The sequence below is a fragment of the Kitasatospora sp. NEAU-69 genome (genome assembly GCF_057158765.1).
Map to the genome: position 1 here is coordinate 1 of NZ_JBWXUE010000060.1, position 23,423 is coordinate 23,423.

The 23,423-nt window shown below is 73.0% G+C and carries 17 protein-coding genes and 1 rRNA gene; 15 read left to right on the top strand and 3 right to left on the bottom strand.

The genetic code is table 11. The annotated features are described in order from the left end of the window. The first annotated feature begins 99 nt into the window (after positions 1-99). The 8 genes from rrf to AC060L_RS36260 all read left to right on the top strand — a co-directional run bounded on the left by rrf (position 100) and on the right by AC060L_RS36260 (position 9,865). A 5S ribosomal RNA gene (rrf, locus tag AC060L_RS36225) occupies positions 100-216 on the top strand. Positions 217-363: 147 nt separating this feature from the next. Then, positions 364-2,124 (top strand): DUF2637 domain-containing protein, encoded by a 1,761-nt coding sequence (locus tag AC060L_RS36230; protein ID WP_483803250.1) that lies wholly within the window; start codon positions 364-366, stop codon positions 2,122-2,124. Positions 2,125-2,319: 195 nt separating this feature from the next. Continuing rightward, the gene (locus tag AC060L_RS36235) at positions 2,320-3,621 is read left to right on the top strand and encodes a DUF6986 family protein (protein WP_483803251.1); all 1,302 of its coding nucleotides are present in this window, start codon (positions 2,320-2,322) and stop codon (positions 3,619-3,621) included. A gap of 99 nt (positions 3,622-3,720) precedes the next feature. Further along, on the top strand, positions 3,721-4,389 hold the full coding sequence (locus AC060L_RS36240) for a YigZ family protein (protein ID WP_483803252.1): 669 nt from the start codon (positions 3,721-3,723) through the stop codon (positions 4,387-4,389). Between the two features lie 114 nt (positions 4,390-4,503). Further along, positions 4,504-4,848, top strand: coding sequence for a cupin domain-containing protein (locus tag AC060L_RS36245; protein ID WP_483803253.1), 345 nt, complete (start codon positions 4,504-4,506; stop codon positions 4,846-4,848). Positions 4,849-5,103: 255 nt separating this feature from the next. Continuing rightward, complete coding sequence (locus AC060L_RS36250; protein WP_483803254.1) at positions 5,104-6,903, top strand: hypothetical protein; 1,800 nt, start codon at positions 5,104-5,106, stop codon at positions 6,901-6,903. A 254-nt stretch (positions 6,904-7,157) separates the two neighbouring features. Further along, positions 7,158-8,858 (top strand): restriction endonuclease, encoded by a 1,701-nt coding sequence (locus tag AC060L_RS36255; protein WP_483803255.1) that lies wholly within the window; start codon positions 7,158-7,160, stop codon positions 8,856-8,858. A gap of 191 nt (positions 8,859-9,049) precedes the next feature. Further along, positions 9,050-9,865, top strand: coding sequence for a ZIP family metal transporter (locus AC060L_RS36260; protein WP_483803256.1), 816 nt, complete (start codon positions 9,050-9,052; stop codon positions 9,863-9,865). Between the two features lie 30 nt (positions 9,866-9,895). Here the strand turns inward: AC060L_RS36260 and AC060L_RS36265 are convergent, their stop codons facing one another. Further along, a complete protein-coding gene (locus AC060L_RS36265) occupies positions 9,896-10,462 on the bottom strand; it encodes a MarR family winged helix-turn-helix transcriptional regulator (protein ID WP_483803257.1) in 567 nt (188 codons plus the stop codon). A 158-nt stretch (positions 10,463-10,620) separates the two neighbouring features. Here AC060L_RS36265 and AC060L_RS36270 point away from each other — a divergent pair, with 158 nt between their 5' ends. Next, positions 10,621-10,947 (top strand): DUF2218 domain-containing protein, encoded by a 327-nt coding sequence (locus AC060L_RS36270; protein ID WP_483803258.1) that lies wholly within the window; start codon positions 10,621-10,623, stop codon positions 10,945-10,947. 55 nt (positions 10,948-11,002) lie between these two features. On the opposite strand, the gene AC060L_RS36275 is transcribed toward AC060L_RS36270, so the two are convergent. Further along, entirely contained in the window at positions 11,003-11,647 is a 645-nt protein-coding gene (locus AC060L_RS36275; protein WP_483803259.1) for a phosphatase PAP2 family protein, read from the bottom strand. 512 nt (positions 11,648-12,159) lie between these two features. Then, positions 12,160-13,518, bottom strand: a complete 1,359-nt coding sequence (gabT, locus tag AC060L_RS36280; protein WP_483803260.1) for a 4-aminobutyrate--2-oxoglutarate transaminase — start codon at positions 13,516-13,518, stop codon at positions 12,160-12,162. Between the two features lie 315 nt (positions 13,519-13,833). Here gabT and AC060L_RS36285 point away from each other — a divergent pair, with 315 nt between their 5' ends. The 6 genes from AC060L_RS36285 to ispG form a co-directional block, all read left to right on the top strand. After that, on the top strand, positions 13,834-15,879 hold the full coding sequence (locus AC060L_RS36285; protein ID WP_483803261.1) for an ATP-binding protein: 2,046 nt from the start codon (positions 13,834-13,836) through the stop codon (positions 15,877-15,879). Positions 15,880-16,044: 165 nt separating this feature from the next. Then, positions 16,045-17,664, top strand: coding sequence for a PucR family transcriptional regulator (locus AC060L_RS36290; protein WP_483803262.1), 1,620 nt, complete (start codon positions 16,045-16,047; stop codon positions 17,662-17,664). Positions 17,665-17,816: 152 nt separating this feature from the next. Continuing rightward, entirely contained in the window at positions 17,817-19,259 is a 1,443-nt protein-coding gene (locus AC060L_RS36295; protein WP_483803263.1) for an aldehyde dehydrogenase family protein, read from the top strand. A gap of 205 nt (positions 19,260-19,464) precedes the next feature. Next, positions 19,465-20,694: a 1-deoxy-D-xylulose-5-phosphate reductoisomerase gene (gene dxr, locus AC060L_RS36300; RefSeq protein WP_483803264.1), complete on the top strand. Its 1,230-nt coding sequence runs from the start codon at positions 19,465-19,467 to the stop codon at positions 20,692-20,694. Positions 20,695-20,752: 58 nt separating this feature from the next. After that, positions 20,753-22,057 carry a M50 family metallopeptidase gene (locus AC060L_RS36305; RefSeq protein WP_483803265.1) on the top strand — a complete coding sequence of 435 codons (1,305 nt, stop codon included), beginning with the start codon at positions 20,753-20,755 and terminating at the stop codon, positions 22,055-22,057. Between the two features lie 273 nt (positions 22,058-22,330). Further along, positions 22,331-23,423: flavodoxin-dependent (E)-4-hydroxy-3-methylbut-2-enyl-diphosphate synthase (gene ispG, locus AC060L_RS36310; protein WP_483803266.1), on the top strand; the 1,093-nt coding region annotated here is incomplete at its 3' end.

Here is a 23,423-nt window from a genome sequence, read left to right on the forward strand (position 1 = left end):
CCGAGGGCTTGTCCTCAGTTGCTCGCGTCCACTGTGTTGTTCTGAAACAACGACCCCACACCAGGTCACGGTGTGGTGCGGTTGACAGTTTCATAGTGTTTCGGTGGTCATAGCGTGAGGGAAACGCCCGGTTACATTCCGAACCCGGAAGCTAAGCCTTACAGCGCCGATGGTACTGCAGGGGGGACCCTGTGGGAGAGTAGGACGCCGCCGAACAATCATTCAGGGAAAGCCCCTGGCCAGCAATGGCCAGGGGCTTTTTCGCGTTCTGTAACCCCCTTGACAGGGGGAGTGCACAGGGCTGAACAGATGTCCGAGTAGGATCCCGATGGTCCGAGTCCCGACCCAGGGGTTGATCAACGAATGGCACGTCCTACCCTTACCCGTGCACACCGGGCGCTGCTAGGTGTGGTGGCGGGCGGCGCGACCCTGATCTCCGGCATCGGCTTCGCAGGGTCGTACTCGGCGGTGCGCGAGCTGGCGATTCACAAGGGCTTCGGCGCTTTCTCGTACGCGTTCCCGATCGGTGTGGACGCCGGCATCGTGGTGCTGCTCTCGCTGGACCTCGTACTGACCTGGCTGCGGATACCGTTCCCGCTGCTGCGTCAGACCGCCTGGCTGCTGACCGTCGCCACCATCGCCTTCAACGCCGCCGCATCCTGGGGCGATCCGCTCGGCATGGGTATGCACGCGGTGATCCCGGTCCTCTTCGTCGTCGTGGTCGAGGCTTCACGGCATGCCGTCGGCCGGATCGCGGCGATCTCGGCGGACCGTCACATGGAGTCCGTCCGGCTGATGCGCTGGGTGCTCTCCCCGGTGCCGACCTTCCGGCTCTGGCGACGGATGAAGCTGTGGGAGCTGCGCTCCTACGACGAGGTCGTCCGGCTGGAGCAGAACCGTCTCGTCTACCGTGCGCAGCTGCGCTTCCGGTACGGGCGCGGCTGGCGGCGGGCGGCGCCGATCCAGGCGTTGCTGCCGCTCAAGCTGGCCAAGTACGGCGTCCCGCTCGATGTGACGCTGCTCGACCGGATCGACGGCGAGCTCGGCCAGGCCGATGCCGCGCCGCGCAAGGCGGCTGCGGTGGCCGAGGCCGCCGAGGCCGCCGAGGTGCCGGCGGTCTCCGCAGCGGTCGCCGTGCCGATGCTTGCGAAGCTCGCCAACGCGCGCTGGCGTGACAGCGGCGGCGATACGGAGACTTCGGCCGGCTCGGTGCCGGCGGCGGCGGCCCAGGTCGCGGCCGCTGCCACGGCGCCCGCGCCCGGGCCGAGCCAGCCGCAGGTCGCGAACCCGCCGCTGGTGCCGCCGTACGGTGCGCGCGTCTCACCGGCGAAGCCGGGCCGCCCTGTCACCGCGCTGCGCGACATCAGGGCCGGTCAGACGGCGGCCCAGCCGCCGGAGGGCCTGCCGCCCGGCGCCGTGCCCGCCCCGCGGCAGGCCGTGGCCGACGGGACCCAGCAGCCGAACCAGGCGTCGCCGTGGTTCAAGGCGCCGCGGCCCTCGGCCGACGAGCCGGGTGCGGAGGCGACGGTTCGACAGGACGTCCCGCCGACCGAAGCTGCCGCGGCCCCCGAGCAGGGCCGGCCGACGCAGGCGCAGCAGCCCGCTGCGGTTGCCGAGGAGCGCCGCCAGCTGACCGCGGCCGAGCTGATCGCTCTCGCCGACGGGCGGCTCCCGGCGCCGGCTCACCAGGCCGAGCAGGTCGCGCAGGCCGAGCACGAGCAGCCGCGGGCACACGGCACCGAGCTGGTCGATGTCTTCGCCCCGAAGGTCCCGGTGTCGCAGCAGCAGCAACCGACTCAGCAGGCCGCCCAGCCTCAGCAGGAGCGGTACGACGGACAGGGCGCCGAGGCGCAGGCCGAATCGACCGGTGCGCCGACCGAGCGCGCGGGTTTCTTCGCCAGCGCGCAGTCCGGCCCGCAGCTGACCGTGGATCTGGGCCTGGAGGCGCTCGTCGCCTACCAGGAGACGCATGGTCAGGACCCCGACCAGGACCGGCTGGCGCAGTACCTCTTCACCGAGTACGGCGTCTCCGGCCAGCGGCCGGGCAGCCCGCCCACCCGTAGCGAGATGACCAGGATCTGGCCGCAGCTCCAGGACCGCTACGCGACGATGGGACGCGAGTAGTACTCCTGGTACCCCTGAGCCCCACCGGTACCCCCGATCTCCACCCTGACCAGCCCCGCCGCGCACCGCGGCGGGGCTGTTCGGCTTTTGGGCACCCATTGACGCCCGGCGGTGGCCCGGTTACCTTCGCATCAACAAACTGTTGAAGATCGGCAGTCTGAGAAGCAGTCTGAGAAGCAGCGTGGAGGAAGTCGGATGTCGCAGGTCGAGGTGGGCGGCGCAGCCGCCGGAGCGGTCCCGCAGGGCCCGGGTTTCTCCGCTGCCGCGCGCGCCGCGGTGGCCGCGCTGCTGGAGCCGGTCGATGCCGAGCTGGCCCGTAGGTACCCGGGTGACTCCGGGACCCGGCAGCCCGTGCACACGGTCTACGTCCCGGCCGACGCGTTCGCGGCGGACACCGTGGCCGACTGGGGCCGCCAGGCCCTGGCGGCGCTGGACACGCACGCGGCGACGCCCGCCGAGCTCGCCCAGGCGCTCGGCGTCCCTGCCGACGAGCTGATCACCGAGGTGCACGCCCGGGTCCGGGCCAAGCTCCAGCGGGAGCCGATCGAGGACCTGCGGATCGACTTCGAGGACGGCTACGGCCCGCGCCCCGACGCCGAGGAGGACGCCGAGGCGGTCCGCGCGGCCCAGCTGGTCGCCGCCGCAGTGGCCGACGGGACCGCCCCGCCGTACATCGGCATCCGGATCAAGTGCATGGAGGCCGCGGTCCGCGACCGGGGCATCCGCACGCTGGAGCTCTTCCTCGGGACGCTGCTGGAGGACGGCCGCGGGCTGCCCGAGGGCCTGGTGCTCACCCTGCCCAAGGTCACCTATCCCGCCCAGGTCACCGCGCTGGTCCGGCTGTTGGAGGACTTCGAGCAGCGGGCCGGGCTGCCGGCCGGCCGGATCGGCTTCGAGATCCAGATCGAGACCACCCAGGCGATCCTCGGCGCCGACGGCCGGGCGACGGTGGCCCTGCTGATCGACGCGGCCGAGGGCCGGGCCACCGGTCTGCACTACGGCACCTTCGACTACAGCGCCTCGTGCGGGGTCAGCGCGGCCTACCAGAGCATGGACCACCCGGTGGCCGACCACGCGAAGGCCGTCATGCAGGTGGCCGCCGCCGGTACCGGGGTGCGGCTCTCGGACGGTTCGACCAACGTGATCCCGACCGGCCCCACCGAGCAGGTCTTCGCGGCCTGGAACCTGCACCACCGGCTGGTCCGGCGCTCGCTGGCGCGTGCCTACTACCAGGGCTGGGACATGCACCCGGCGCACCTGCCGACCCGCTACGCGGCCGTGTACGCGTTCTACCGCGAGGGGCTGGCCGCCGCGGCGGCCCGGTTGGCGGCGTACGTGGCGAAGGCGGGCGGTGACGTGATGGACGAGCCGGCCACGGCCAAGGCCCTCAGCGGCTACCTGCTGCGCGGCCTGGACTGCGGTGCGGTCGATGCGGCCGAGGTGACCGAGCTGACCGGGCTGGACCGCAAGCAGCTGGACGCACTGGCCGGTCGCTGACCGGAGCGGGCTCCCGGCTGCTTCCGGGGGGTGCCAGTCGCCGGGTGGATAGGCTGCTGGGACCGGTCCCGCCCCCGTCCACCTGGAGTCCCGCCCGCCATGTCGCAGCCAGCGCCGAAGCCCTACCTCACCATCCGGGCGGACGGCAGTCACGAGATCGAGGTGAAGCGCTCCCGGTTCATCTGCCATCTCGCCCGGGTCGGCGACGAGGCGGCGGCGCAGGAGTTCATCACCCGGATCCGCAAGCAGTACTGGGACGCCCGGCACAACTGCACCGCCTTCGTGCTCGGCGCCGAACAGCGCCGGGAGCGCTCCAACGACGACGGCGAGCCGGCCGGCACCGCGGGCGTGCCGATGCTGGAGGTGCTGCGCCGACGGGAGGTCACGGACACCGTGGCGGTGGTCACCCGGTACTTCGGCGGCGTGCTGCTCGGTGCGGGCGGGCTGGTGCGGGCCTACGGCGGAGTGGTCTCCGAGGCTCTGGACGAGATCGGCCTGCTGGAACGCCGCCCGGTCGCGCTGCTGCTGGTGGCGGCGGACCACACCAGGGCCGGGCGGCTGGAGAACGACCTGCGGGCGGCCGGCCACGCCGTCCGCGGGTTGCAGTACGAGGCGGCCGGGGTACAGATCGAGGTGGGCGTCCCGGAGCCGGAGCTGGCGGCCTTCCACACCTGGCTCGCGGAGGCCAGCGGGGGCACGGCGGTCGCGGTCGCCGCGGGGCACACCTATCTGGAGGTGCCGGTGACCGGCCCGGCCGGAGGCCGCTGAAGCCGGGCTGATGAATCCGCATGTTCTTTCGGCCAAAGCCCAGGGATTCGGTTTCCGCCATGTCTGACGGTCAGTAGCCTGGCAAGACCGTCGAGTCACAGGAGCAGATCCGACATGGCCGTGATCCGAACTGTCACCATCGAACCCGGCGCGAACACCGGGTGGCACTACCATCCGGCCATGGTGCAGGCGGTTCTGCTGTCCGGGACGCTGACCCGGGTGCTGGAGGACGGCACGGTCGAGATCACCCGGCCCGGTCAGTTCCTGATCGAGCTCCCCGAGCAACTGCACATCGGCTACAACCACGGTGACGAGCCCGTGGTGATCCTGGCGAACTACCAGGTGGCGGAAGGCTGCCCACTCTCGGTGCCGGCGTCGCCACCCGATCTCGGCCTGATCCGCACCGGCAGACCCGACGGCGATCTGCTGGCGCCTGCGGAGCGGTTGAGCAGCGCCTGACCGGACCCGTGCGAACCGCCGCGGCCGGCCGTACGCCGGGCGCCCGCGGCTGCTGTACACCAGTCGTCCGCCGATCCGTCAAGCAACGCGCAGACGACACTCAAACGAATTAATAAGGCCCGGACCTGGAACTTCAGCTCCGGGATTCGGCGTTCTCACCGCAAGGACCAGGTCGGCACCGGCCGGCCGAAGCCAGTCATCAACCCGTCGATGGAGGACCGTCAGACCCCACCGCGCACCACGGAGGCACCACCCATGAAGACCGACCGCACCGCGCCGCGCGCGGACGCTGCCCCCGCCCCCAGCCCCGGCCGCCCCCAGCCCCCCGGCCAGGCGACTCCCTACCGGATGACGGTGACGACCCGTCAGTCCAAGGACGATGCCGTAGCACTCGCCGACCAGTGCCTCGGTGCCTGGCTCAAGCACGAGGGCTACGCCGAACCACCACCACCGCCGGCACCGGTCGCCGCGAGTGCGGCTGCTGTCCGCCACCGGCTGGCCGACCGGGTCCTGCTCGACCGGGACGCCGGGCCGCTGCCGCCCCGGGATCCGGCCCTGCCACCCGGGCACTACACCCGCCGCCGACTGCGGACCCCCGCCCCACACGGCACCCACCAGCTCACTCTCACCATCGCGGCCGATGCCGGCGGCCCGACCTGGCTTCGGCTGGAGGCCGAGCACCAGTCGGCCGACCCCGGTGTGCGGACCCCGGTCCGGGTGCCGGTACCCGACCTCGTGCACGGCCTGCTGCCACTGATCGACGCGCTGGACGGCGCGGCCGAGGTCCGCGCACTGCCCCGGATCATCACGGCCGCCGAGGTGGACGGCGTGATCGACGAGCTCTGCGATCCGGCCCGGCGGCTGCCCGTCGTGATCGCCAGCGTGCCCGCCGACCTCGATCCGCGGTTCTGGACGGAGCGGTTGCTGGCGCCGCTGCTGCCCGGGGTCGCCGGCCTGGCGATCGGCTACGTGCTCGACCCGGGCGCCCGGGTCGCGTTCAACACCGCGCTGGAGTACCACGCGGTCTACGGCGGTGCGTTGCGCACCTACCTGCCCGAGGTGGATCCGGCCTCCCGGCGGGACGCGCAGCGCCACCTGGTGCTGCCCCGCTACCGGATCGAGAGCGAGCCGCGCCGGGCCGCCGCGCTGCTGGCCCGCGAGCCGCGCCGGCTGGCCGACCTCGCGCCGCTGCCCGGTCCGCTGTCCCGGGTCCCGGCACTACGAGTCCGGCTGATCCCGGTGGTTCCGCCGGCTCCGCTGGGTCCGCCGGCCCTGGCTGTTGTGCCGAGCTCGCCGAGCGGGTTGCCGGGCGGGTCGGATCAGAATCAACTGGACGAACTGGCTGTCGAGTTGGCGCAGTCCCAGCAGGCCGGTGCCGAGCAGTTGCAGCGGGTCAGGCGCAGCCTGCACCGCTCGCGGCGGCGTGAGCTCCACCTGCGCGCCGAGAACGAACTGCAGAGCACCGCGCTGCGCCGGGTCAGCGCCCAGCTGCGGGTGCTGAGCAGCAGGCTCTGCCCGCCGGGCGGCAGCGCACCGGGCCAGGCCGAGCGGCCGGTCGGCGCACCGGGCGGCCCGGCCAGCTTCACCGAACTCCTGTACCGGATGCGCGAGTTCCCGCTGCTGAGCTTCACCGGCGACGAGAAGGAGACGCTCGCGCTCGACCAGCACACGATCGGCGGCAACTGGGTCAGGCTCACCTGGGACGGCCTGACGGCCCTGCAGGAGTACGCCGCCGTCGCGGTGCACGGCGCGGCCGGCGGTGACTTCAAGCAGTGGTGCGAGCACGCGCCGGTCGGTGGCAGCCACTTCCCGCCGCGCAAGGCGGTCCGCAACGAGTCCCGGACGGTGTGCAGTCACACCAAGATGCGTCGTGAGCGGATGTTCGCGGTCCCGGCCGCCGTCGATCCGAGCGGGCGCGCGTTCATGGGAGCCCACCTGCGGATCGGTGGTGGCCGCACCGCACCGCGGTTGCACTACCTCGACGACTGTTCGGGCAGCGGTCGGATCTATGTCGGCTACATCGGACTCCATCTCACCAACACGAGAACCAACTGAGAGCGATGGGCGGCGAGTTGACGGCAGAGCCGGGAGCCGGATCGGAGGCAGAGCTGGGAGCGCATATCTGACGGTTCCCCGGTTCGGGGCGCCCGACCCCGAGGTCCGATGGTCTGCCTTCACTCGGAGGCCGGACGGTGGAGAATGCTCGCAGGGGGTATGCCTCCTCCGGCTCCGGCCGGGGGTTGCTTCCTCAGATGAGCGTGTCCGGCCACCGGAGACACGCCCGTTCGAGCATGGGGGACCGACCGCCGATGCAGGATCCGAACAAGCGCCAGTCGGCATTCGACCACGTCCTCGACCGCAGCGCCGGGTTCCTGGCCTCGGTGCTCGGTGGACCGGGCAGCGCCCCTGAGGGTGAGGTACGCCTGCCCGGCCCATCGGTCGGCCCGGAGCTCTCGGACGGGCCGGGCAGCCCGGTCCGCGCGGACGACGGCGATGCCGGTGGCAGCGGCAGTGGCAGTGGCCGTGGTGATGGCGCTGACGGCGGGCTCCTGGACGGGCACGACCCCGCGGTGGCCGCGCTCGGCCGGGCCGCCCAGCTGACGCACCACCGGACCGCCACGGTGCGCGCCGAGCAGCAGCGGCTGGCCGGGCTGCTCGACCGCCTCGCGCTGCCGGTCAGCGCGATGGACTTCGAGAGCCAGCGGCGTAGCTACGAGCCGAGGCCGTACCCGGACGGTGCCGACGCGCAGTCGCGGCGCGAGCCGTGCTGGGCGGACTTCGCGCCGCCGGAGCCGGAGGCCGATCCGGATGCCGCTCCCACGAAGCGGCTGCTCGACTCCGGCTATCAGCGCGGCCTGGCCCAGGCCCGGCTGGACCACCAGCGGGCGTTGCGGCAGTGGCGGGCCGAGCAGGCGGCGGCTGCGGATCCGGCCGAGGCGGCCTCCCGGCTGGCCCACGAGCAGGCCGAACAGGCGCGGGCCCGGGCCGTGCAGGAGTACAACGACAGCTTGGAGGAGTGTCGCCGGGCCTACCGGCAAGCCGAACCGGCCGCCGTCGAATCGCTGCTCGAACGCGCGCTTGCCGCAGCCGAGGCGGCGACCCCCGACCTGCCCGCCGCCTGTCACGCGGTCTTCCGGCCGCTCACCCGGACCGCCGTACTCGACCTCGACCTGCCGCCGCTCGGCCTGGTGCCCTCGCTCGACGGCTACCGGCTGACCTCCGACGGCGAGATCAGTCCGGTCCCGCGGACGCCCGCCGACCGCGCGACCGACTACCTGCGACTGGTCGCCCGGCTGGCGCTGCGCGCCCTGCAGGCGGCGGACGCGGTGGACACCGACGGCATCCTGGCCGGTGTCGTGCTCAACGGCTGGCTGCACGAGCCGGAGGGCACCTGCCTGCTCACCGTGGACGCCGACCGCGACGCGCTGGCCCGTACCCGGCTGGTGTCGGAGGCGGTACCGGTCGAGGAGGAGGGCGAACCCGGTGTCTACGCGGCGGCGGAACAGGACGAGGCGCTGGTCCGGCTGCGCGACATGGGTGCCTCGGTGAGTCCGGACCCGTATGCGCGGGCCGCCGTCCAGCCGTTCGCGACGGCAGGTGCCGCGGTGCCGGCCGTCGTCGACCTCTCGCCGGGCGAGTTCGCGGTGCTGGTCCGGGAGCTGTTCACCCGTGGCGGGCTGGCCGACTGGAGCGTCCGGCTGCGCGGCCGGGACGGTCTGGTCGCGACGGGCAGCGGCGCCCCGGACAGCGCGCTGCCCGGCCGCTGGGTGATCTGCGCCTCCCGGCTGCCCGGCCGGGTCGGCGCGGACGAGGTCCGCACGCTGGCGGAGGCGGTGGCCGAGGAGTCGGCCGGCAACGGGCTCTGGCTGACGGCGGGGGCGTTCACCGAGGAGGCGCTGGACCTGGTGGACACCGAGGAGTTCCGGCGGATCCATCTCGCGGACGGCGACGGCTTCCGCGCGTTGGCCGAGACGCACCTGGGCCTGCCGCTGACGGTGGGCATGCCGTAGGGCCTGTCGTAGGCGATCGGGGCCGGGGAGCGGGGGCGGGGACGGCTCTCGGCGAGCGGGGGCGGGCGGGACGGCGCAGGCTGGGCCGAAAGGGTTGCGGCCGATCGGGGGAGCCGGCCGGCGGACTCGGTCGTGACCCTGCCGCGCGGGCCGCCGCGTGGGGGTGCGGCCGGAGGGTCGGGAGCAACCGGATGACCGCGATACTCGTCGCCGTCGGGGCCTTTCTGATGACGCTGATCGGCGGCTACGTCGCCCAGCGCACCGGTGACCGGCGGCACCTGGTGCTCGGCCTGGCGGCCGGGCTGATGCTCGGGGTGGCCGCCTTCGATCTGCTGCCCGAGGCGGTGTCCCAGGCGCCGGAGGAGATCCACGGCGTGCCGGAGGCGCTGCTGATGTTCGCGGCCGGGTTCCTGGCCATCCACTGCATCGAGCGCGCGGTCGCGATCCACCGGATGCACGAGGGGGAGTACGCCTCGCACACGCACGCGTTAGGCCAGGCGCACGCGCACACCCACGCGCATGCCCACGCCCACGCCGGTGCCCGCGGCACCGCGCAGCAGGGCGAACCGGTGCAGGGCCTCGGGCTGACCGCCGCCGGTGCGCTGGTCGGCCACAGCGTGATGGACGGCTTCGCGATCGGCGCCGCCTTCCAGGCCGGGCACACAGTCGGCACGGCGGTGGCCATCGCCGTGGTCGCCCACGACTTCGCGGACGGCTTCAACACGTACACGGTCACCCGCCTGTACGGGAACAACCGCCGCCGCGCGATCACGCTGCTCGCCGCGGATGCGCTGGCCCCGGTCACGGGTGCGGCGATCACGCTGCTGTTCACCATCCCCGAGCGGGTGCTCGGGCTCTACCTGGGCTTCTTCGCCGGCTTCCTGCTCTACCTGGCGACCTCGGACATCCTCCCCGAGGCGCACAGCCCGCACCCCTCACGCGCCACGCTGCTCTGCACGCTGGTCGGCGTCGGCTTCATGTGGCTGGTGATCGGGCTGGCGAAGTAGCCGGCCGGTGCCGGCTATCGGTGGTGCCGGCTAGCGGCGGTGTCCGGAACGGCTCTGGGGGCCGTGGTCGGGGCGGCACCCGTCCGAGGACCGGTAGGCCGCTTCCGCGGCCCTGAGCACGCGCAGCATCACGGCGACGTCCGCCGGGTCGGTGCCGCTGAAGTAGTCCTGAGCGACCTCCTGGCGGACCAGCGCGACCCGCTCCACCGCCGCCCGTCCGGCGGCCGTCAGCAGCAGCCCGACCGAGCGCCGGTCGGCCGGGTCGGGTACGCGTTCGACCAGACCGTGCTGCTCCAGCGCGTCCACCACGGTGGTGGCGGAGCGCGGCGCGACGTTCAGCCGCTCGGCCAGCTCGCTCAGCCGGATCGCGCGGCCGGGCGTCTCGCAGGCGTCGGCGTGTGCGAGCACCCGCAGTGCCCGGCCCTGCCCGGGGGTGAGCCCGTACGGCTCCAGCCGGTCGACGGTCCGGTGGCGGATCCGCTTCATCGCCCGGGTCAGCTCGTCGGCCAGCTCGGCTGCGCCGTCGGGCGCGATGCCGTCGGACGCGGTCGGTGCCGCCGGGTGCGGGACGGCCGGGTCGGTGGGCGAGCTGGTCATGCGCGGGCTCCTCGACGGGGTGAGTGCGCCCAGGGTAGCGGTCGGGCGAGGTAGGGAGCCAGTCACATGTTGAGCTAGGCTCAGTATCTGCTTGCCGACTCGTCCGGGACAGCTCCCGGGGCCGGCAACTCCTCGTCCCCGTCCGTCCGGAGGAAGCCATGTCCCGCTCCGAAGCCCGGGTCGCCACCGACCGGTCCGCCCGCTATGCCAAGCAGCTCGCCGCCCACCTCGGCCGCAAGATCACCGCGAACTGGGATGCCGACACCGGCCGCGGTGAGCTGACCTTCGCCGCCGGCACCGCCACGCTGCTCGCCGAGCCGGACGCGCTGCTGCTCGCCGTCGAGGGCGAGGCCGCCAAGCTGGGCGACCTGGAGGACGTGGTGGGCCGTCACCTGGTGCGCTTCGGCGCCAAGGACGAGCTGGTGGTGGAGTGGCACCGGGACACCGGCGAGCCCGGTCTGGTGCACCGCAACACCGAGGAGTAGTCCCGGGCGGCGGCCGCCGCCCGGGGGCCCGGGGCTCAGGGCGTCGGCCGTCGGCTCAGGCGCCGCGCAGCGGTGGCGGCAGCCACCGGGCCAGGCACCAGATCAGCAGCCCGGACAGGCACCAGCCCGCCAGCACGTCCAGGAACCAGTGGTAGTCGCACCAGATCAGTCCCAGCCCGACCCCCAGGCCGAGCAGTGCCGTCGCCGCGTACAGCAGTCGCCGTCCGGTGGCCGCCAGTGTGCGGCCGATCAGCAGCGCACCGACGCCGTAGGCGACGCACGCCGTCGTGGTGTGCCCGGACGGGTACCAGCCGAGGCCGCCGTGCGGAACCGGCGCGCCGAGTGGCCCGGGGCGCGCGAACGCCTTCTTCGCCGGCACCACGATCAGCGGGATCAGCAGCGCCGCCGCCGCGGCCGTCGGCACCGGCAGCCACCAGCGCCGCCGTCCGCCGAGCCGGCAGCGCCAGGCGGCGAGCACACCGGCGGCGAGCAGCACGGGGATGGCCGGCAGCACGCTGCCGAGGTCCGACAGGAGCTCGCCCGCGCCGTTCAGCAGACCGCTGTGCAGGGTGCGGCGCTCGCTCAGGACGTCGGCCCGGACCCGGCGGTCCAGCCACAGCAGTGGTCCGGAGACGGCGACCTGCCAGGAGACCACGACCAGCAGCACCCCCAGCAGCAGCGGAAGCAGCGCGTCGGGCACCCAGTCGGGTACCGAACCGGGCGCACGGTCGGGCAGCTGCTCGGGTGCACGAGGAAGCCGCCCCGGAGCGGGGGGGAGAGCTCCGGGGCGGCTGGGGTGATCGCCGTTCCGTGCGCCCCGGGGGGTGTGGGCCGGACGGGCGGTCGATCGGTCCTGTGTCGGCGCCGAATCCGGCGCCTGGTTGTCCTCGCGGTTGCCTTCGCAGTCGGCCGACCGGGCCGGTCGACCGGTTGTCGACGGGCCGACTGTGGGCTGGGGCTCGCTGTCCATCTGCACCCGACAGTACGTCAAGCGGATTCGCGACGGGTCCGACTTGCCCGGCTTCGCACAGTATCTTCACCGGGCGGTCGAGGACGCCGACAAGTGGACGGCAGACCGTTGGCCGGGCAGCGGGCAGACCATTGGCTCGGCGGGCAGCCGGTAGCGGGTGGTGTGGTCACCGGAGTGGCGGATACGCCGGTGCGCCCGCCCCCCCGGGGGGCAGGCGCACCGGGCGCACCGTGGACGGTCGGTCAGACGCCGGCCGTGGCACCCTGCAGCGAGAAGGCGCCCTCGATGATGTCCAGGCCCTCGGTCAGCAGGTGCTCCGGCATCACCAGCGGCGGCAGGAAGCGCAGCACGTTGCCGTAGGTGCCGGCGGTCAGCACGACCAGGCCCTCGGCGTGGCAGGCCTTCGCCACCGCGGCGGTGAACTCCGGGTTCGGCTCCTTGCTGCCCGGCTTCACCAGCTCGATCGCGATCATCGCGCCGCGGCCGCGGACCTCGCCGATCACGTCGAACTTCTCCTGCATGGCGCGCAGCCGGCCCAGCATGACCTCGCCGATCCGCTGCGCCTTCGCGTTCAGGTCCAGCGTCCGCATGGTCTCGATCGAGCCCAGCGCGGCGGCGCAGGCCACCGGGTTGCCACCGTAGGTGCCGCCCAGGCCGCCCGCGTGCGCGGCGTCCATGATCTCGGCGCGGCCGGTCACCGCGGCCAGCGGCAGACCGCCGGCGATGCCCTTCGCGGTGGTGATCAGGTCCGGCACGATGCCCTCGTCGTCACAGGCGAACCACTGGCCGGTGCGGCAGAAGCCGGTCTGGATCTCGTCCGCGACGAAGACGATGCCGTTCGCCTTCGCGAACTCCACGATCGCCGGCAGGAAGCCCTTGGCCGGCTCGATGAAGCCGCCCTCGCCCTGGATCGGCTCGATGATGATCGCCGCGACGTTCTCCGCGCCGATCTGCTTGTTGATCATGTCGATCGCCTGCGCGGCCGCCTCGGCGGCGCAGTTCTCCGCGCCGGTCAGCCAGCGGTAGGGGTAGGCCACCGGCACCCGGTAGATCTCCGGCGCGAACGGACCGAAGCCGTGCTTGTACGGCATGTTCTTCGCGGTCAGGCCCATGGTGAGGTTGGTCCGGCCGTGGTAGCCGTGGTCGAACACCACGACGGCGGTCCGCTTGGTGTAGGCGCGGGCGATCTTCACCGCGTTCTCCACCGCCTCGGCGCCCGAGTTGAACAGCGCGGTGCGCTTCTCGTGGTCGCCCGGGGTGAGGTCGTTGAGCTGCTCGGCCACGGCGACGTAGCCCTCGTACGGGGTCACCATGAAGCAGGTGTGGGTGAAGGCGGCCAGCTGCTCGCTCGCCTTGGCCACCACGGCCTCGGCGCTGTTGCCGACGTTCGTCACGGCGATGCCGGAGCCGAAGTCGATCAGGCTGTTGCCGTCCACGTCCTCGATCACGCCACCACCGGCACGCGACACGTACACGGGCAGCGTGGTGCCCACGCCGGCTGCCACCGCGCCCAGCTTGCGGGCCTGCAGCTCCTGCGACTTCGGGCCGGGGATCGCGGTGACCAGGCGGCGCTCCTGCGGGAGCAGCGGTGCAGCGCTCATGGGGGTATCTCCAGGGGATCGGCTTTGGCTCGGTTCTTGCAGGCTACGGCGGGCAGTGGTGGGGCGGCATGCGCCAGTGGGGAGAACTGGGCCGTCTGACTTGTCCTCACCGGCCAGCGTCCGCCGGACGGCTGCGTGCGGTTCGCGCTCCACTACATTGAGCGCGGGCGTGTCGCCGACCAGGCGGCATGGGTAGACAGACAGCCGGGCACGTCGGGGCAAGGGAGCGGGGCCGCAATGGGGATGGACGGCACGGGCGGGTCTCCGACGGAGCTGGCACCCCGGGCGGACGGTGGAGCCACCCACGCGGACCGAATGCCCCACCAGAGCGGCCGACAGGCGACGGCGGCCGCGCCATCGCGGCTCACCGAGTGGGCGACGGCGCCCCGACCGGTCGCGGGCGCCGGGGTCTACCGGCTCGGTTACAAGCCGGTGGATCCGGAGCGCGTCACCGAAAAGGACGACGTCTCCACTGTCGCGCTGCTGCTGCGCGCGGGCCTGAACGTGCTGGTCGCCTGGATCGCGTTCTGGTACGCCAGCGAGCTGGAGTCCTTCATCCTTGGCGAGGTCTTCGGAATCCAGGACATCTCCCCGAGCTACGCGCTGCCGGTGATCCTGCTGGAGAACGCACCGGTGGCCGTCCTCGTCATCTTCATCTTCGGTCGGATGGGCCGTTGGATGGAGGTCTGGCGTCGGTTCGGCGCCCCCCGGTTGGCCGGTGCGGTGACCCAGGAAGAGCCCGAGTCGGCCGCCGAGGGTGCCACGGCGCGAACCGACCCCTGGCAGGCCCTGCGCGACGCCGGAGAGCTGGAGGCCGCGGGACGGCTTGCGCTGGAGACCGCGGCGGCAAGGGTCACCGACGTCGACTACGTCCGGATCAATCGGGTCTTCCGTGATCTCGTTGCCGTTGCGCAGCCCGATGTCGGGTTGGTCGGGGCGTTTCGGGAGCAGGTGGTGGGGCGGGGGGCGGCGGCTTGTGCGCATCCTTCGCAGGCGCGGGATCTGGTGGGGCGGGTGGCGGAGCACGATCTGCTGGTCGGGCAGGTGCGGCTGGGGACGACGCAGGACGTGGTGAAGAACCCGGTGGCCCATCGGGGGGCCGGGTTCGCGTTGGACCAGCAGGTGCTGGGGACCTCGTTGCTCGCGGTCGGGCCGGCGGGGACGGGGAAGACGGGGCGGCTGGCGCGGCCGGTGGTGGAGGCGCTCTGTCTGCAGGCGCTGGCGCGGACGGCGTGTGTGGTGGTGGTCGGGGCGGCCGAGGCGGAGCTCGGGCCGGACGGCGGCTTCGACGTGGTGATCGCGCCGGGGGATCCGGCGTCGCCGTACGGGCTGGACCTGTACGGGGCGGCGGCGGAGCCGGACGCCGCGGCCTCCCGGCTGGCGGACGCGCTGCTGCCGGACGAGCTGACCTCGCGGGCGGAGAGCGCGCGGATCGCGATGCAGCAGGTGGTGGGGCCGTTCCACGCGGGGTACGGGCGGTATCCGGCGGTGCGCGAGCTGCGGGCGCTGCTGGCGGGGGAGGAGCAGGCCTGGGCGGCGCTGACGGCGGCGCTGCGCGAGCGCGGCCGGCTGGTGCTGCACGAGCCGGACGTCCAGCACCGGCGCAGTCGGCAGGGGCGGGCGGACGATCCGGGGGCGCTGCTCGCGGACCGGCTCGCGCTGCTCGACCGGCCGGCCTTCGCCGGCTGTTTCAACCAGGCCGGCCAGGGCGGGGAGGCGGCGAAGCCGGCGTTCGCGATGCGGGCGCTGGAGCACCCGCTGCGGGTGCGGGTGAAGCTGCCCGAGCGCAGCCACCCGGAGGCGGCCCGGATCCTGTCCCGGCTGGTGGTCGGCCAGTTCCTGCAGGCCGCCGCGGCGCGTGAGGACCGCTCGCTGTTCGCCGGGCTGGTGGTGGACGACGCCTCGGCCGCGCTGGACACCGGCGCGGTGCAGGGGCTGCGCCGGCTGCACGGGGCGAACGCGGGGGCGGTGCTGCTGCTGCGCAGCCTGGTGGACCTGCCGGAGGCGCTGCGCGCGCCGCTGTTCGCCGCGGTCGGCTGCCGGATGGCGTTCCCGGGGATCGCGCCGTGGGACGGCCGGCTGTTCTCGGAGGCCTGGGGCACGGTGCTGGTGGCCGAGCGGGCGGTGACGCGGACCCCGGAGGCCTCCGGCGGCATGCTGCGCAAGTCGGGGCGGCTGCTGCGCAAGGCGCTGTCGGGGACCACCGCGCAGACCGAGAGCGTGACCACCCGGGAGGTGGAGCGGCAGCGCTGGTCGCCGTCCGACCTGGCGCACGCGCTGCCGGGCGGCCATGCGGTGGTCTCGCTGACCGCGGTGACGGGGGAACAGGTGCCGCCGCTGCTGGTGGACTTGCGCGCCTGAGCGGGCCGGTGGCCACGCTGCGCGGTCACCCGACAGGCATTCGGTTAGTTACGCGGCGGTGGATTAGGCGTCACGGCTTGTCCGCAGCGTCCATAATGAGAGGCGAACCCTCCTCCTCGCCGCTCGGTCGCAGTGACGCCGCCGGGTCGTCCCACCGAAGGTGCCATGCCCCCCACACTCGCCTCCGTCGTGCGCAACACCTCGCTCCATCTGACGGTCCTCGCCGGAGCGGACCACCTGGAGCGCCCGGTCCGCTGGGTGCACACCAGTGAGCTGGACGATCCCACGCCGTTCCTCGAAGGCGGCGAGCTGCTGCTCACCACCGGGATCAAGCTCGGCAAGAGCAGCAAGGGCCTGCAGGCGTACGTCCACCGGTTGGCCGATGCCGGCGTGGTCGGTCTGGGCCTGGGTGTCGGGCTCTCGCACACCGAGGTGCCGCAGCCGCTGGTGGACGCGGCCGCGCAGCGCGGGCTGCCGCTGCTGCGGGTGCCCGAGCCGACGCCGTTCATCGCGATCAGCAAGGCCGTCTCGGCGGCGCTGGCGGCCGAGCAGTACGAGGCGGTGACCACCAGCTTCGAGGCGCAGGAGGAGCTCACCCGGGCGGCGCTGGGCCAGAACGGCACGGCGGCCGTGGTGCGCCGGCTGGCCACCCGGCTCGGCGGCTGGGCCGCGCTGTACGACAGCTCCGGCGCGCTCTCGGTGGTGGCCCCCGACTGGGCGGCCCGCCGGGCGGCCCGGCTCGCCTCCGAGGTGGACCGGCTGCGCCGCCGCCCGGCCCCGGCCAGTGCGGCGCTGCAGGGCCGGGCGCCCGGCTTCGACACCGCCGACGAGGACTTCGTGGTGGTCCAGTCGCTGGGCGCCGACCGGCGGGCCCGCGGGTTCCTCGCGGTCGGCACCGAGGACCGGATCACGCCGACCGAGCGCTACGTGCTGAACGCCGCGGTCGCGCTGCTCACGCTCACCCTGGAGCGCTCCCGCGAGCTGCGGCACGCCGAGGAGCGGATGGGCGCCGCACTGCTGCGCCTGGTGCTGGCCGGCCAGGTGACCACCGCCCGCCAGGTCGCCAGCGGCCTGTTCGGCGGCCTGCCGGAGGGGACGATACGGATCCTGGTGGCCGGCGCCGCGCCGGGCGCCGAGAAGGCCGAGGCCGACGTCCCGGTGCACGACCTGACCGAGCTGGCCGAGCGCGCCGAGCAGGCGGGCGGCCGGGCCGGCGAGAAGCTGCTGGTGGCCCGCGAGCCGGCCGGCGAGAAGGGCAAGGACGGCACCGTGCACCCGGAGCGGCTGGTGCTGCTCGCGGTGGACGGCGGCGCGGTGCACCGGGCCTGCCTGGGCGCGGTGGAGGAGCACGAGGGCCTGGCGCTCGGCGTCTCGGCCCCGGCCCCGGTGGACGAGGCCGGCGGCGCCTACGCGCAGGCCGAGCGGGCGCTCGCGGTGGCGCTGCGCGGCGGCCGGCGCTCGGTCGGGCACGAGGAGGTCGGCGCGGGCTCGCTGCTGCCGCTGCTCGGCGAGGACGCGGTGGCGGCCTTCGCCGAGGGCCTGCTGCGCCCGCTGCGCGACCACGACCGGACCGCCCGCGGCGACCTGGTGGCGAGCCTGCGCGCCTGGCTCTCCCGGCACGGCCAGTGGGACGCCGCCGCGGCCGACCTCGGGGTGCACCGGCACACGCTGCGTTACCGGATGCGCCGGGTCGAGGAGCTGCTGGGCCGGTCGCTGGACGACACGGACGTCCGGATGGAGCTGTGGCTGGCGCTGCGCTCCGGCGAGGACTCGGCGACGCTGTAGGCGCGTCGTCCGGGCCTGTCGGCGGCCGGTGGAGTCGGCCACTCTGTACGGCGGAGCCGCCGGTACTGCGCCACCTTGTCCAATCCGTTTTGGGTTCCGGTCCGCCTACCTTTGAGCGGGAAACCCACTGACGAGGAGAGGCCGGTATCACCGTGACCACGACCCACGCATTCTGGCTGGCCGGCCGCCAGGCGACCGGCGAGAGCAGCTTCGAGGTCCGCCACCCCTGGGACGACAGCCTGGTCGGCACGGTCAGCGTGCCCACCGACGCCCAGGTGGAGGAGGCCGTCGAGGCCGCCGTCGCCGCCCTGCCGGTCTTCGCCGCGACGCCGGCGCACGTGCGCGCGGCCGCGCTGGACCACGTGGCCCGCCGGCTGACCGAGCGCACCGAGGAGATCGCCCGGCTGATCACCGCGGAGAACGGCAAGCCGATCAAGTGGGCCCGTGGCGAGGTCGGCCGGGCCGCCTCGGTCTTCCGCTGGGCCGCCGAGGAGGCCCGCCGGACCAACGGCGAGACCATGCGGCTGGACACCGACCCGGGCGGCGTGGGCCGCTTCGCGGTGGTCCGCAAGTTCCCGCGCGGCGTGGTGCTGGGCATCGCCCCGTTCAACTTCCCGCTGAACCTGGTCGCGCACAAGGTCGCCCCGGCGATCGCGGTCGGTGCGCCGATCATCCTCAAGCCGGCTCCGGCCACCCCGCTCTCCGCGCTGCTGCTCGGCGAGCTGCTGGCCGAGACCGAGCTGCCCGCCGGCGCCTGGAGCGTGCTGACGGTGGAGAACGCCAAGATGCCCGCGCTGGTGCAGGACGACCGCCTGCCGGTGATCTCCTTCACCGGTTCGGACACCGTCGGCTACCAGATCATGGACTCAGTGCCGCGCAAGCACGTCACGCTGGAGCTCGGCGGCAACGCGGCGGCCGTGGTGCTCGCCGACTGGTCGAGCGAGGCCGACCTGGAGTGGGCCGCCGGCCGGATCGCGATGTTCTCGAACTACCAGGGCGGCCAGTCCTGCATCTCGGTGCAGCGGGTGATCGCCGACGCGAGCGTGTACGACGCGCTGGTCGAGAAGGTGGTCGCCAAGGTGCAGGCCCAGGTGACCGGCGACCCGTCCGAGGACGCGGTCGACGTCGGTCCGCTGGTGGACGAGCGGGCCGCGCAGCGTGTCGAGTCCTGGGTCGATGACGCCGTCGCCAAGGGCGCCAAGCTGCTCACCGGCGGCAGCCGGCAGGGCGCCAACTACGCGCCGACCGTGCTGGCCGAGGTGCCCGCGGACGCGATCCTGGCCACCGCCGAGGTCTTCGGCCCGGTGCTGACGCTGCAGAAGGTGGACTCCACCGAGGAGGCCTTCGCCGCGGTCAACGACTCCAAGTTCGGCCTGCAGGCGGGCATCTTCACGCACGACGTGCAGACCGCGTTCCGGGCCCACCGCGAGCTGCAGGTCGGCGGTGTGGTGATCGGCGACGCGCCGTCCTACCGCGCCGACCAGATGCCGTACGGCGGCGTGAAGGACTCCGGCGTCGGCCGCGAGGGCGTCAAGTACGCGATGGACGACTTCACCTACGAGCGCGTCCTGGTGCTCACCGGCCTGGACCTGTAGACCGCAGCGTCCCGACCGACCGGGTCCCCGGCGGCCGCCGGCTCCACGACGGAGCCGGCGGCCGCCGTGCGTTGCCAGCTCCGTGTTGCCAGCTCCGTGCTGATCGCTCCGTGCCGACCGCCGTGGGCCGGCGCCGTGTGCCGGTCCGGTGGCAGGTTCCCGGTCGGGGTCCGCGCGCTCAGGCACTCGGGTCACAATGGTCGGCATGAACTCGCTCGCTCACCCACAGCTGCGCTTCACTCCGGTCGTCGATGACCCGTCAGGCCCGCGGGAGCTGGTGATCCTCGGCTCCACCGGCTCGATCGGCACCCAGGCCATCGACATCGTGCTCCGCAACCCGGACCGGTTCCGGGTGGTCGCGCTCTCGGCGGGCGGCGGTCAGGTCGAGCTGCTCGCCGAGCAGGCGCTCCAGCTGGGCGTGCACACCGTCGCAGTGGCCGCTCCGCAGGCCGAGGCGCCGCTGCGCGCGGCGCTCGCGGCCAAGGCCGCGGGGCGCCCGCTGCCCACCGTGCTGGCCGGCCCGGACGCCGCCGCCGAGCTGGCCGCGCTGCCCTGCCACTCGGTGCTCAACGGCATCACCGGCTCGATCGGCCTGGCCCCGACGCTGGCCGCGCTGCGCGCCGGGCGGGTGCTGGTGCTGGCGAACAAGGAGTCGCTGATCGTCGGCGGCCCGCTGGTCAAGGCGGTCGCCGCGCCCGGCCAGATCGTGCCGGTGGACTCCGAGCACGCCGCGCTCTTCCAAGCGCTGACCTCCGGCACGCCGCGCGAGGTGCGCCGGCTCGTGGTGACCGCGAGCGGCGGCCCGTTCCGCGGCCGCACCCGCGAGGAGCTCGCCGCCGTCACCCCCAAGGACGCACTGGCCCACCCGACCTGGGCGATGGGCCCGGTCGTGACGATCAACTCGGCGACCCTGGTGAACAAGGGCCTGGAGGTGATCGAGGCGCATCTGCTCTACGACATCCCGTTCGAGCGGATCGACGTCGTGGTCCATCCGCAGTCGGTGGTCCACTCGATGGTGGAGTACACGGACGGCTCAACGCTGGCCCAGTGCAGCCCGCCGGACATGCGGATGCCCATCGCGCTCGGCCTCGGCTGGCCGGACCGGGTACCGGACGCGGCCCCCGGCTGCGACTGGACCAAGGCCGCCACCTGGGAGTTCTTCCCGCTCGACGACGAGGCATTCCCGGCCGTGGCGCTGGCCCGCGAGGTGGGTACGCTCGGCGGCACGGCGCCGGCGGTCTTCAACGCCGCCAACGAGGAGTGCGTGGACGCGTTCCTGAACGGGCGGCTGGCCTTCACCGGCATCGTGGACACGGTCGCCAAGGTGGTCGCCGAGCACGGCAGCCCGGTCGCGGGAACTTCGCTGACCGTCGAGGACGTCCTCGATGCGGAGGCCTGGGCGCGCGCCCGGACCCGCGAGCTGGCAGCGGGCTGACCGGCGTGGCCGATCGCAGGAAGATGGCTGGTGGGAGCGGTATGACGGAGGACCAACGGTGACAACAGTGATGACGGTGCTCGGCATCGCGGTCTTTTTCGTCGGGCTGCTCTTCTCGATCGCCTGGCACGAGCTGGGCCACCTGTCGACGGCCAAGCTGTTCAGGATCCGGGTGCCGCAGTACATGGTCGGCTTCGGCCCGACCATCTGGTCCCGCAAGAAGGGCGAGACCGAGTACGGCTTCAAGGCGATCCCGTTCGGCGGGTACATCCGGATGATCGGGATGTTCCCGCCCGGCGACGACGGCCGGATCACCAAGCGCAGCAGCTCGCCCTGGCGCTCGATGATCGAGGACGCCCGCGAGGCGTCCTACGAGGAGCTCCAGCCCGGCGACGAGGACCGGCTCTTCTACACGCGCAAGCCGTGGAAGCGCGTCATCGTGATGTTCGCCGGGCCGTTCATGAACCTGATCCTGGCCTTCGGGCTCTTCCTGACCGTGATGATGGGCTTCGGCGTGGCCCAGTCGCTGCCGGTGATCCAGTCGGTCTCGCAGTGCGTGGTCCCGGCCAGTCAGACCACCCAGGACTGCACCAACAAGCCGGACTCGCCGGCCGCCGCGGCCGGGCTGCGCGCCCACGACCGGGTGCTCTCGTTCAACGGTGACCCGATCAAGAACTACGAGCGGCTGCAGACGGACATCCGCGACTCCGCGGGCAAGACCGTGCCGATCGTGGTGGACCGCAACGGGCAGCAGCTCACGCTCACCGCGTCGATCGGCACCAACACGGTCTACAAGGTGGACAAGTACGGCGCCCCGCTGCCGAGCAACGCCACCACGACGGCCGGCTTCCTCGGGATCAGCCCGACCACCGGCGTGGTCCAGCTGGGCTTCGGCGAGAGCCTGAGCAAGATGTCCGACATGGCCGACACCGGCATCCACTCGCTGGTCTCGCTGCCCTCCAAGATCCCGGGGCTGTGGGACTCGGTGGTCAAGGGCACCCCGCGGCAGGCCGACGGTCCGGTCGGCATGGTCGGCGCGGCCCGGGTGGGCGGCGAGGTCTTCTCGATGCACCTGCCGGCCAGCCAGCGGATCGCCTTCATGATCCAGCTGCTCGCGGGCATCAACCTCTCGCTCTTCCTCTTCAACATGCTGCCGCTGCTCCCGCTGGACGGCGGCCACGTGGCCGGCGCCCTGTGGGAGTCGATCCGCCGCCAGGCCGCGAAGCTCGTCAAGCGGCCCGACCCGGGCCCGTTCGACGTGGCCAAGCTGATGCCGCTGGCGTACGTGGTGGCCAGCATCTTCATCGGCTTCACGCTGCTGGTCCTGATCGCCGACGTGATCAACCCGGTCAAGATCAGCTGACGGGCCGCTCACGCGAGTGAGCCGAAGGGCGCGCCGGTGCCGGCTCTGCCCGATCAGCGGCGCCGCCGCGGAGACGAGCGACAAGCGACCGAGGAACGAGGGAGTGCCGGAGCGAGGAACGTCGGCACCGGGTCAAAGCGCCCGGAGGTGAACCGAGCTCCAAAAAAGGGGCTGGGCGTCGGGGGGTTCGCGGGTGCCGTACCGTTGGACGCCGGGTGTGCGATCACCGCGCACCCGGCGTCCGTCACCTCTACTCCGGGGAACCCTGCGCACATGACCGCGATCTCGCTCGGTATTCCGTCCCTGCCGCTCAAGCCGCTCGCCACCCGACGGGTCTCCCGGCAGATCATGGTCGGCAACGTCCCGGTCGGCGGCGACGCCCCGGTGTCGGTGCAGTCGATGACCACCACCCTGACCTCGGACATCAACGCGACGCTGCAGCAGATCGCGCAGCTGACCGCGTCCGGCTGCCAGATCGTGCGGGTCGCGGTGCCTTCGCAGGACGACGCGGACGCGTTGCCGATCATCGCGAAGAAGTCGCAGATCCCGGTGATCGCGGACATCCACTTCCAGCCGAAGTACGTCTTCGCGGCGATCGACGCCGGCTGCGCGGCCGTCCGGGTGAACCCGGGCAACATCAAGGCGTTCGACGACAAGGTCGGCGAGATCGCGAAGGCGGCGAAGAGCGCGGGTGTGCCGATCCGGATCGGTGTGAACGCGGGCTCGCTGGACAAGCGGCTGCTGGAGAAGTACGGCCGGGCGACGCCGGAGGCGCTGGTCGAGTCGGCGCTGTGGGAGTGCTCGCTGTTCGAGGAGCACGATTTCCGCGACATCAAGATCTCGGTGAAGCACAACGACCCGGTCGTGATGATCAATGCGTACCGGCAGCTGGCGGCGGCCTGTGACTACCCGTTGCACCTGGGTGTGACGGAGGCGGGTCCGGCGTTCCAGGGGACGATCAAGTCGGCGGTGGCGTTCGGGGCGCTGCTGGCGGAGGGGATCGGGGACACGATCCGGGTTTCGCTGTCGGCGCCGCCGGCGGAGGAGATCAAGGTCGGGATCCAGATCCTGGAGTCGTTGAACCTGCGTCAGCGTGGTCTGGAGATCGTGTCGTGCCCCTCGTGCGGGCGGGCGCAGGTGGATGTGTACAAGCTCGCGGAGGAGGTCACCGCCGGTCTGGAGGGCATGGAGGTGCCGCTGCGGGTCGCGGTGATGGGCTGTGTCGTGAACGGTCCGGGCGAGGCGCGTGAGGCGGACCTGGGGGTGGCCTCGGGCAACGGCAAGGGGCAGATCTTCGTGAAGGGCGAGGTGATCAAGACCGTTCCCGAGTCGAAGATCGTCGAGACCCTGATCGAGGAGGCCCTGA

Coding starts and splice junctions, on each gene's coding strand:
- AC060L_RS36230 (WP_483803250.1), top strand. CDS start 364: ATGGCACGTCCTACCCTTACCCGTGCACACCGGGCGCTGCTAGGTGTG.
- AC060L_RS36235 (WP_483803251.1), top strand. CDS start 2,320: ATGTCGCAGGTCGAGGTGGGCGGCGCAGCCGCCGGAGCGGTCCCGCAG.
- AC060L_RS36240 (WP_483803252.1), top strand. CDS start 3,721: ATGTCGCAGCCAGCGCCGAAGCCCTACCTCACCATCCGGGCGGACGGC.
- AC060L_RS36245 (WP_483803253.1), top strand. CDS start 4,504: ATGGCCGTGATCCGAACTGTCACCATCGAACCCGGCGCGAACACCGGG.
- AC060L_RS36250 (WP_483803254.1), top strand. CDS start 5,104: ATGAAGACCGACCGCACCGCGCCGCGCGCGGACGCTGCCCCCGCCCCC.
- AC060L_RS36255 (WP_483803255.1), top strand. CDS start 7,158: ATGCAGGATCCGAACAAGCGCCAGTCGGCATTCGACCACGTCCTCGAC.
- AC060L_RS36260 (WP_483803256.1), top strand. CDS start 9,050: ATGACCGCGATACTCGTCGCCGTCGGGGCCTTTCTGATGACGCTGATC.
- AC060L_RS36265 (WP_483803257.1), bottom strand. CDS start 10,462: ATGACCAGCTCGCCCACCGACCCGGCCGTCCCGCACCCGGCGGCACCG.
- AC060L_RS36270 (WP_483803258.1), top strand. CDS start 10,621: ATGTCCCGCTCCGAAGCCCGGGTCGCCACCGACCGGTCCGCCCGCTAT.
- gabT (WP_483803260.1), bottom strand. CDS start 13,518: ATGAGCGCTGCACCGCTGCTCCCGCAGGAGCGCCGCCTGGTCACCGCG.
- AC060L_RS36285 (WP_483803261.1), top strand. CDS start 13,834: ATGCCCCACCAGAGCGGCCGACAGGCGACGGCGGCCGCGCCATCGCGG.
- AC060L_RS36290 (WP_483803262.1), top strand. CDS start 16,045: ATGCCCCCCACACTCGCCTCCGTCGTGCGCAACACCTCGCTCCATCTG.
- dxr (WP_483803264.1), top strand. CDS start 19,465: ATGAACTCGCTCGCTCACCCACAGCTGCGCTTCACTCCGGTCGTCGAT.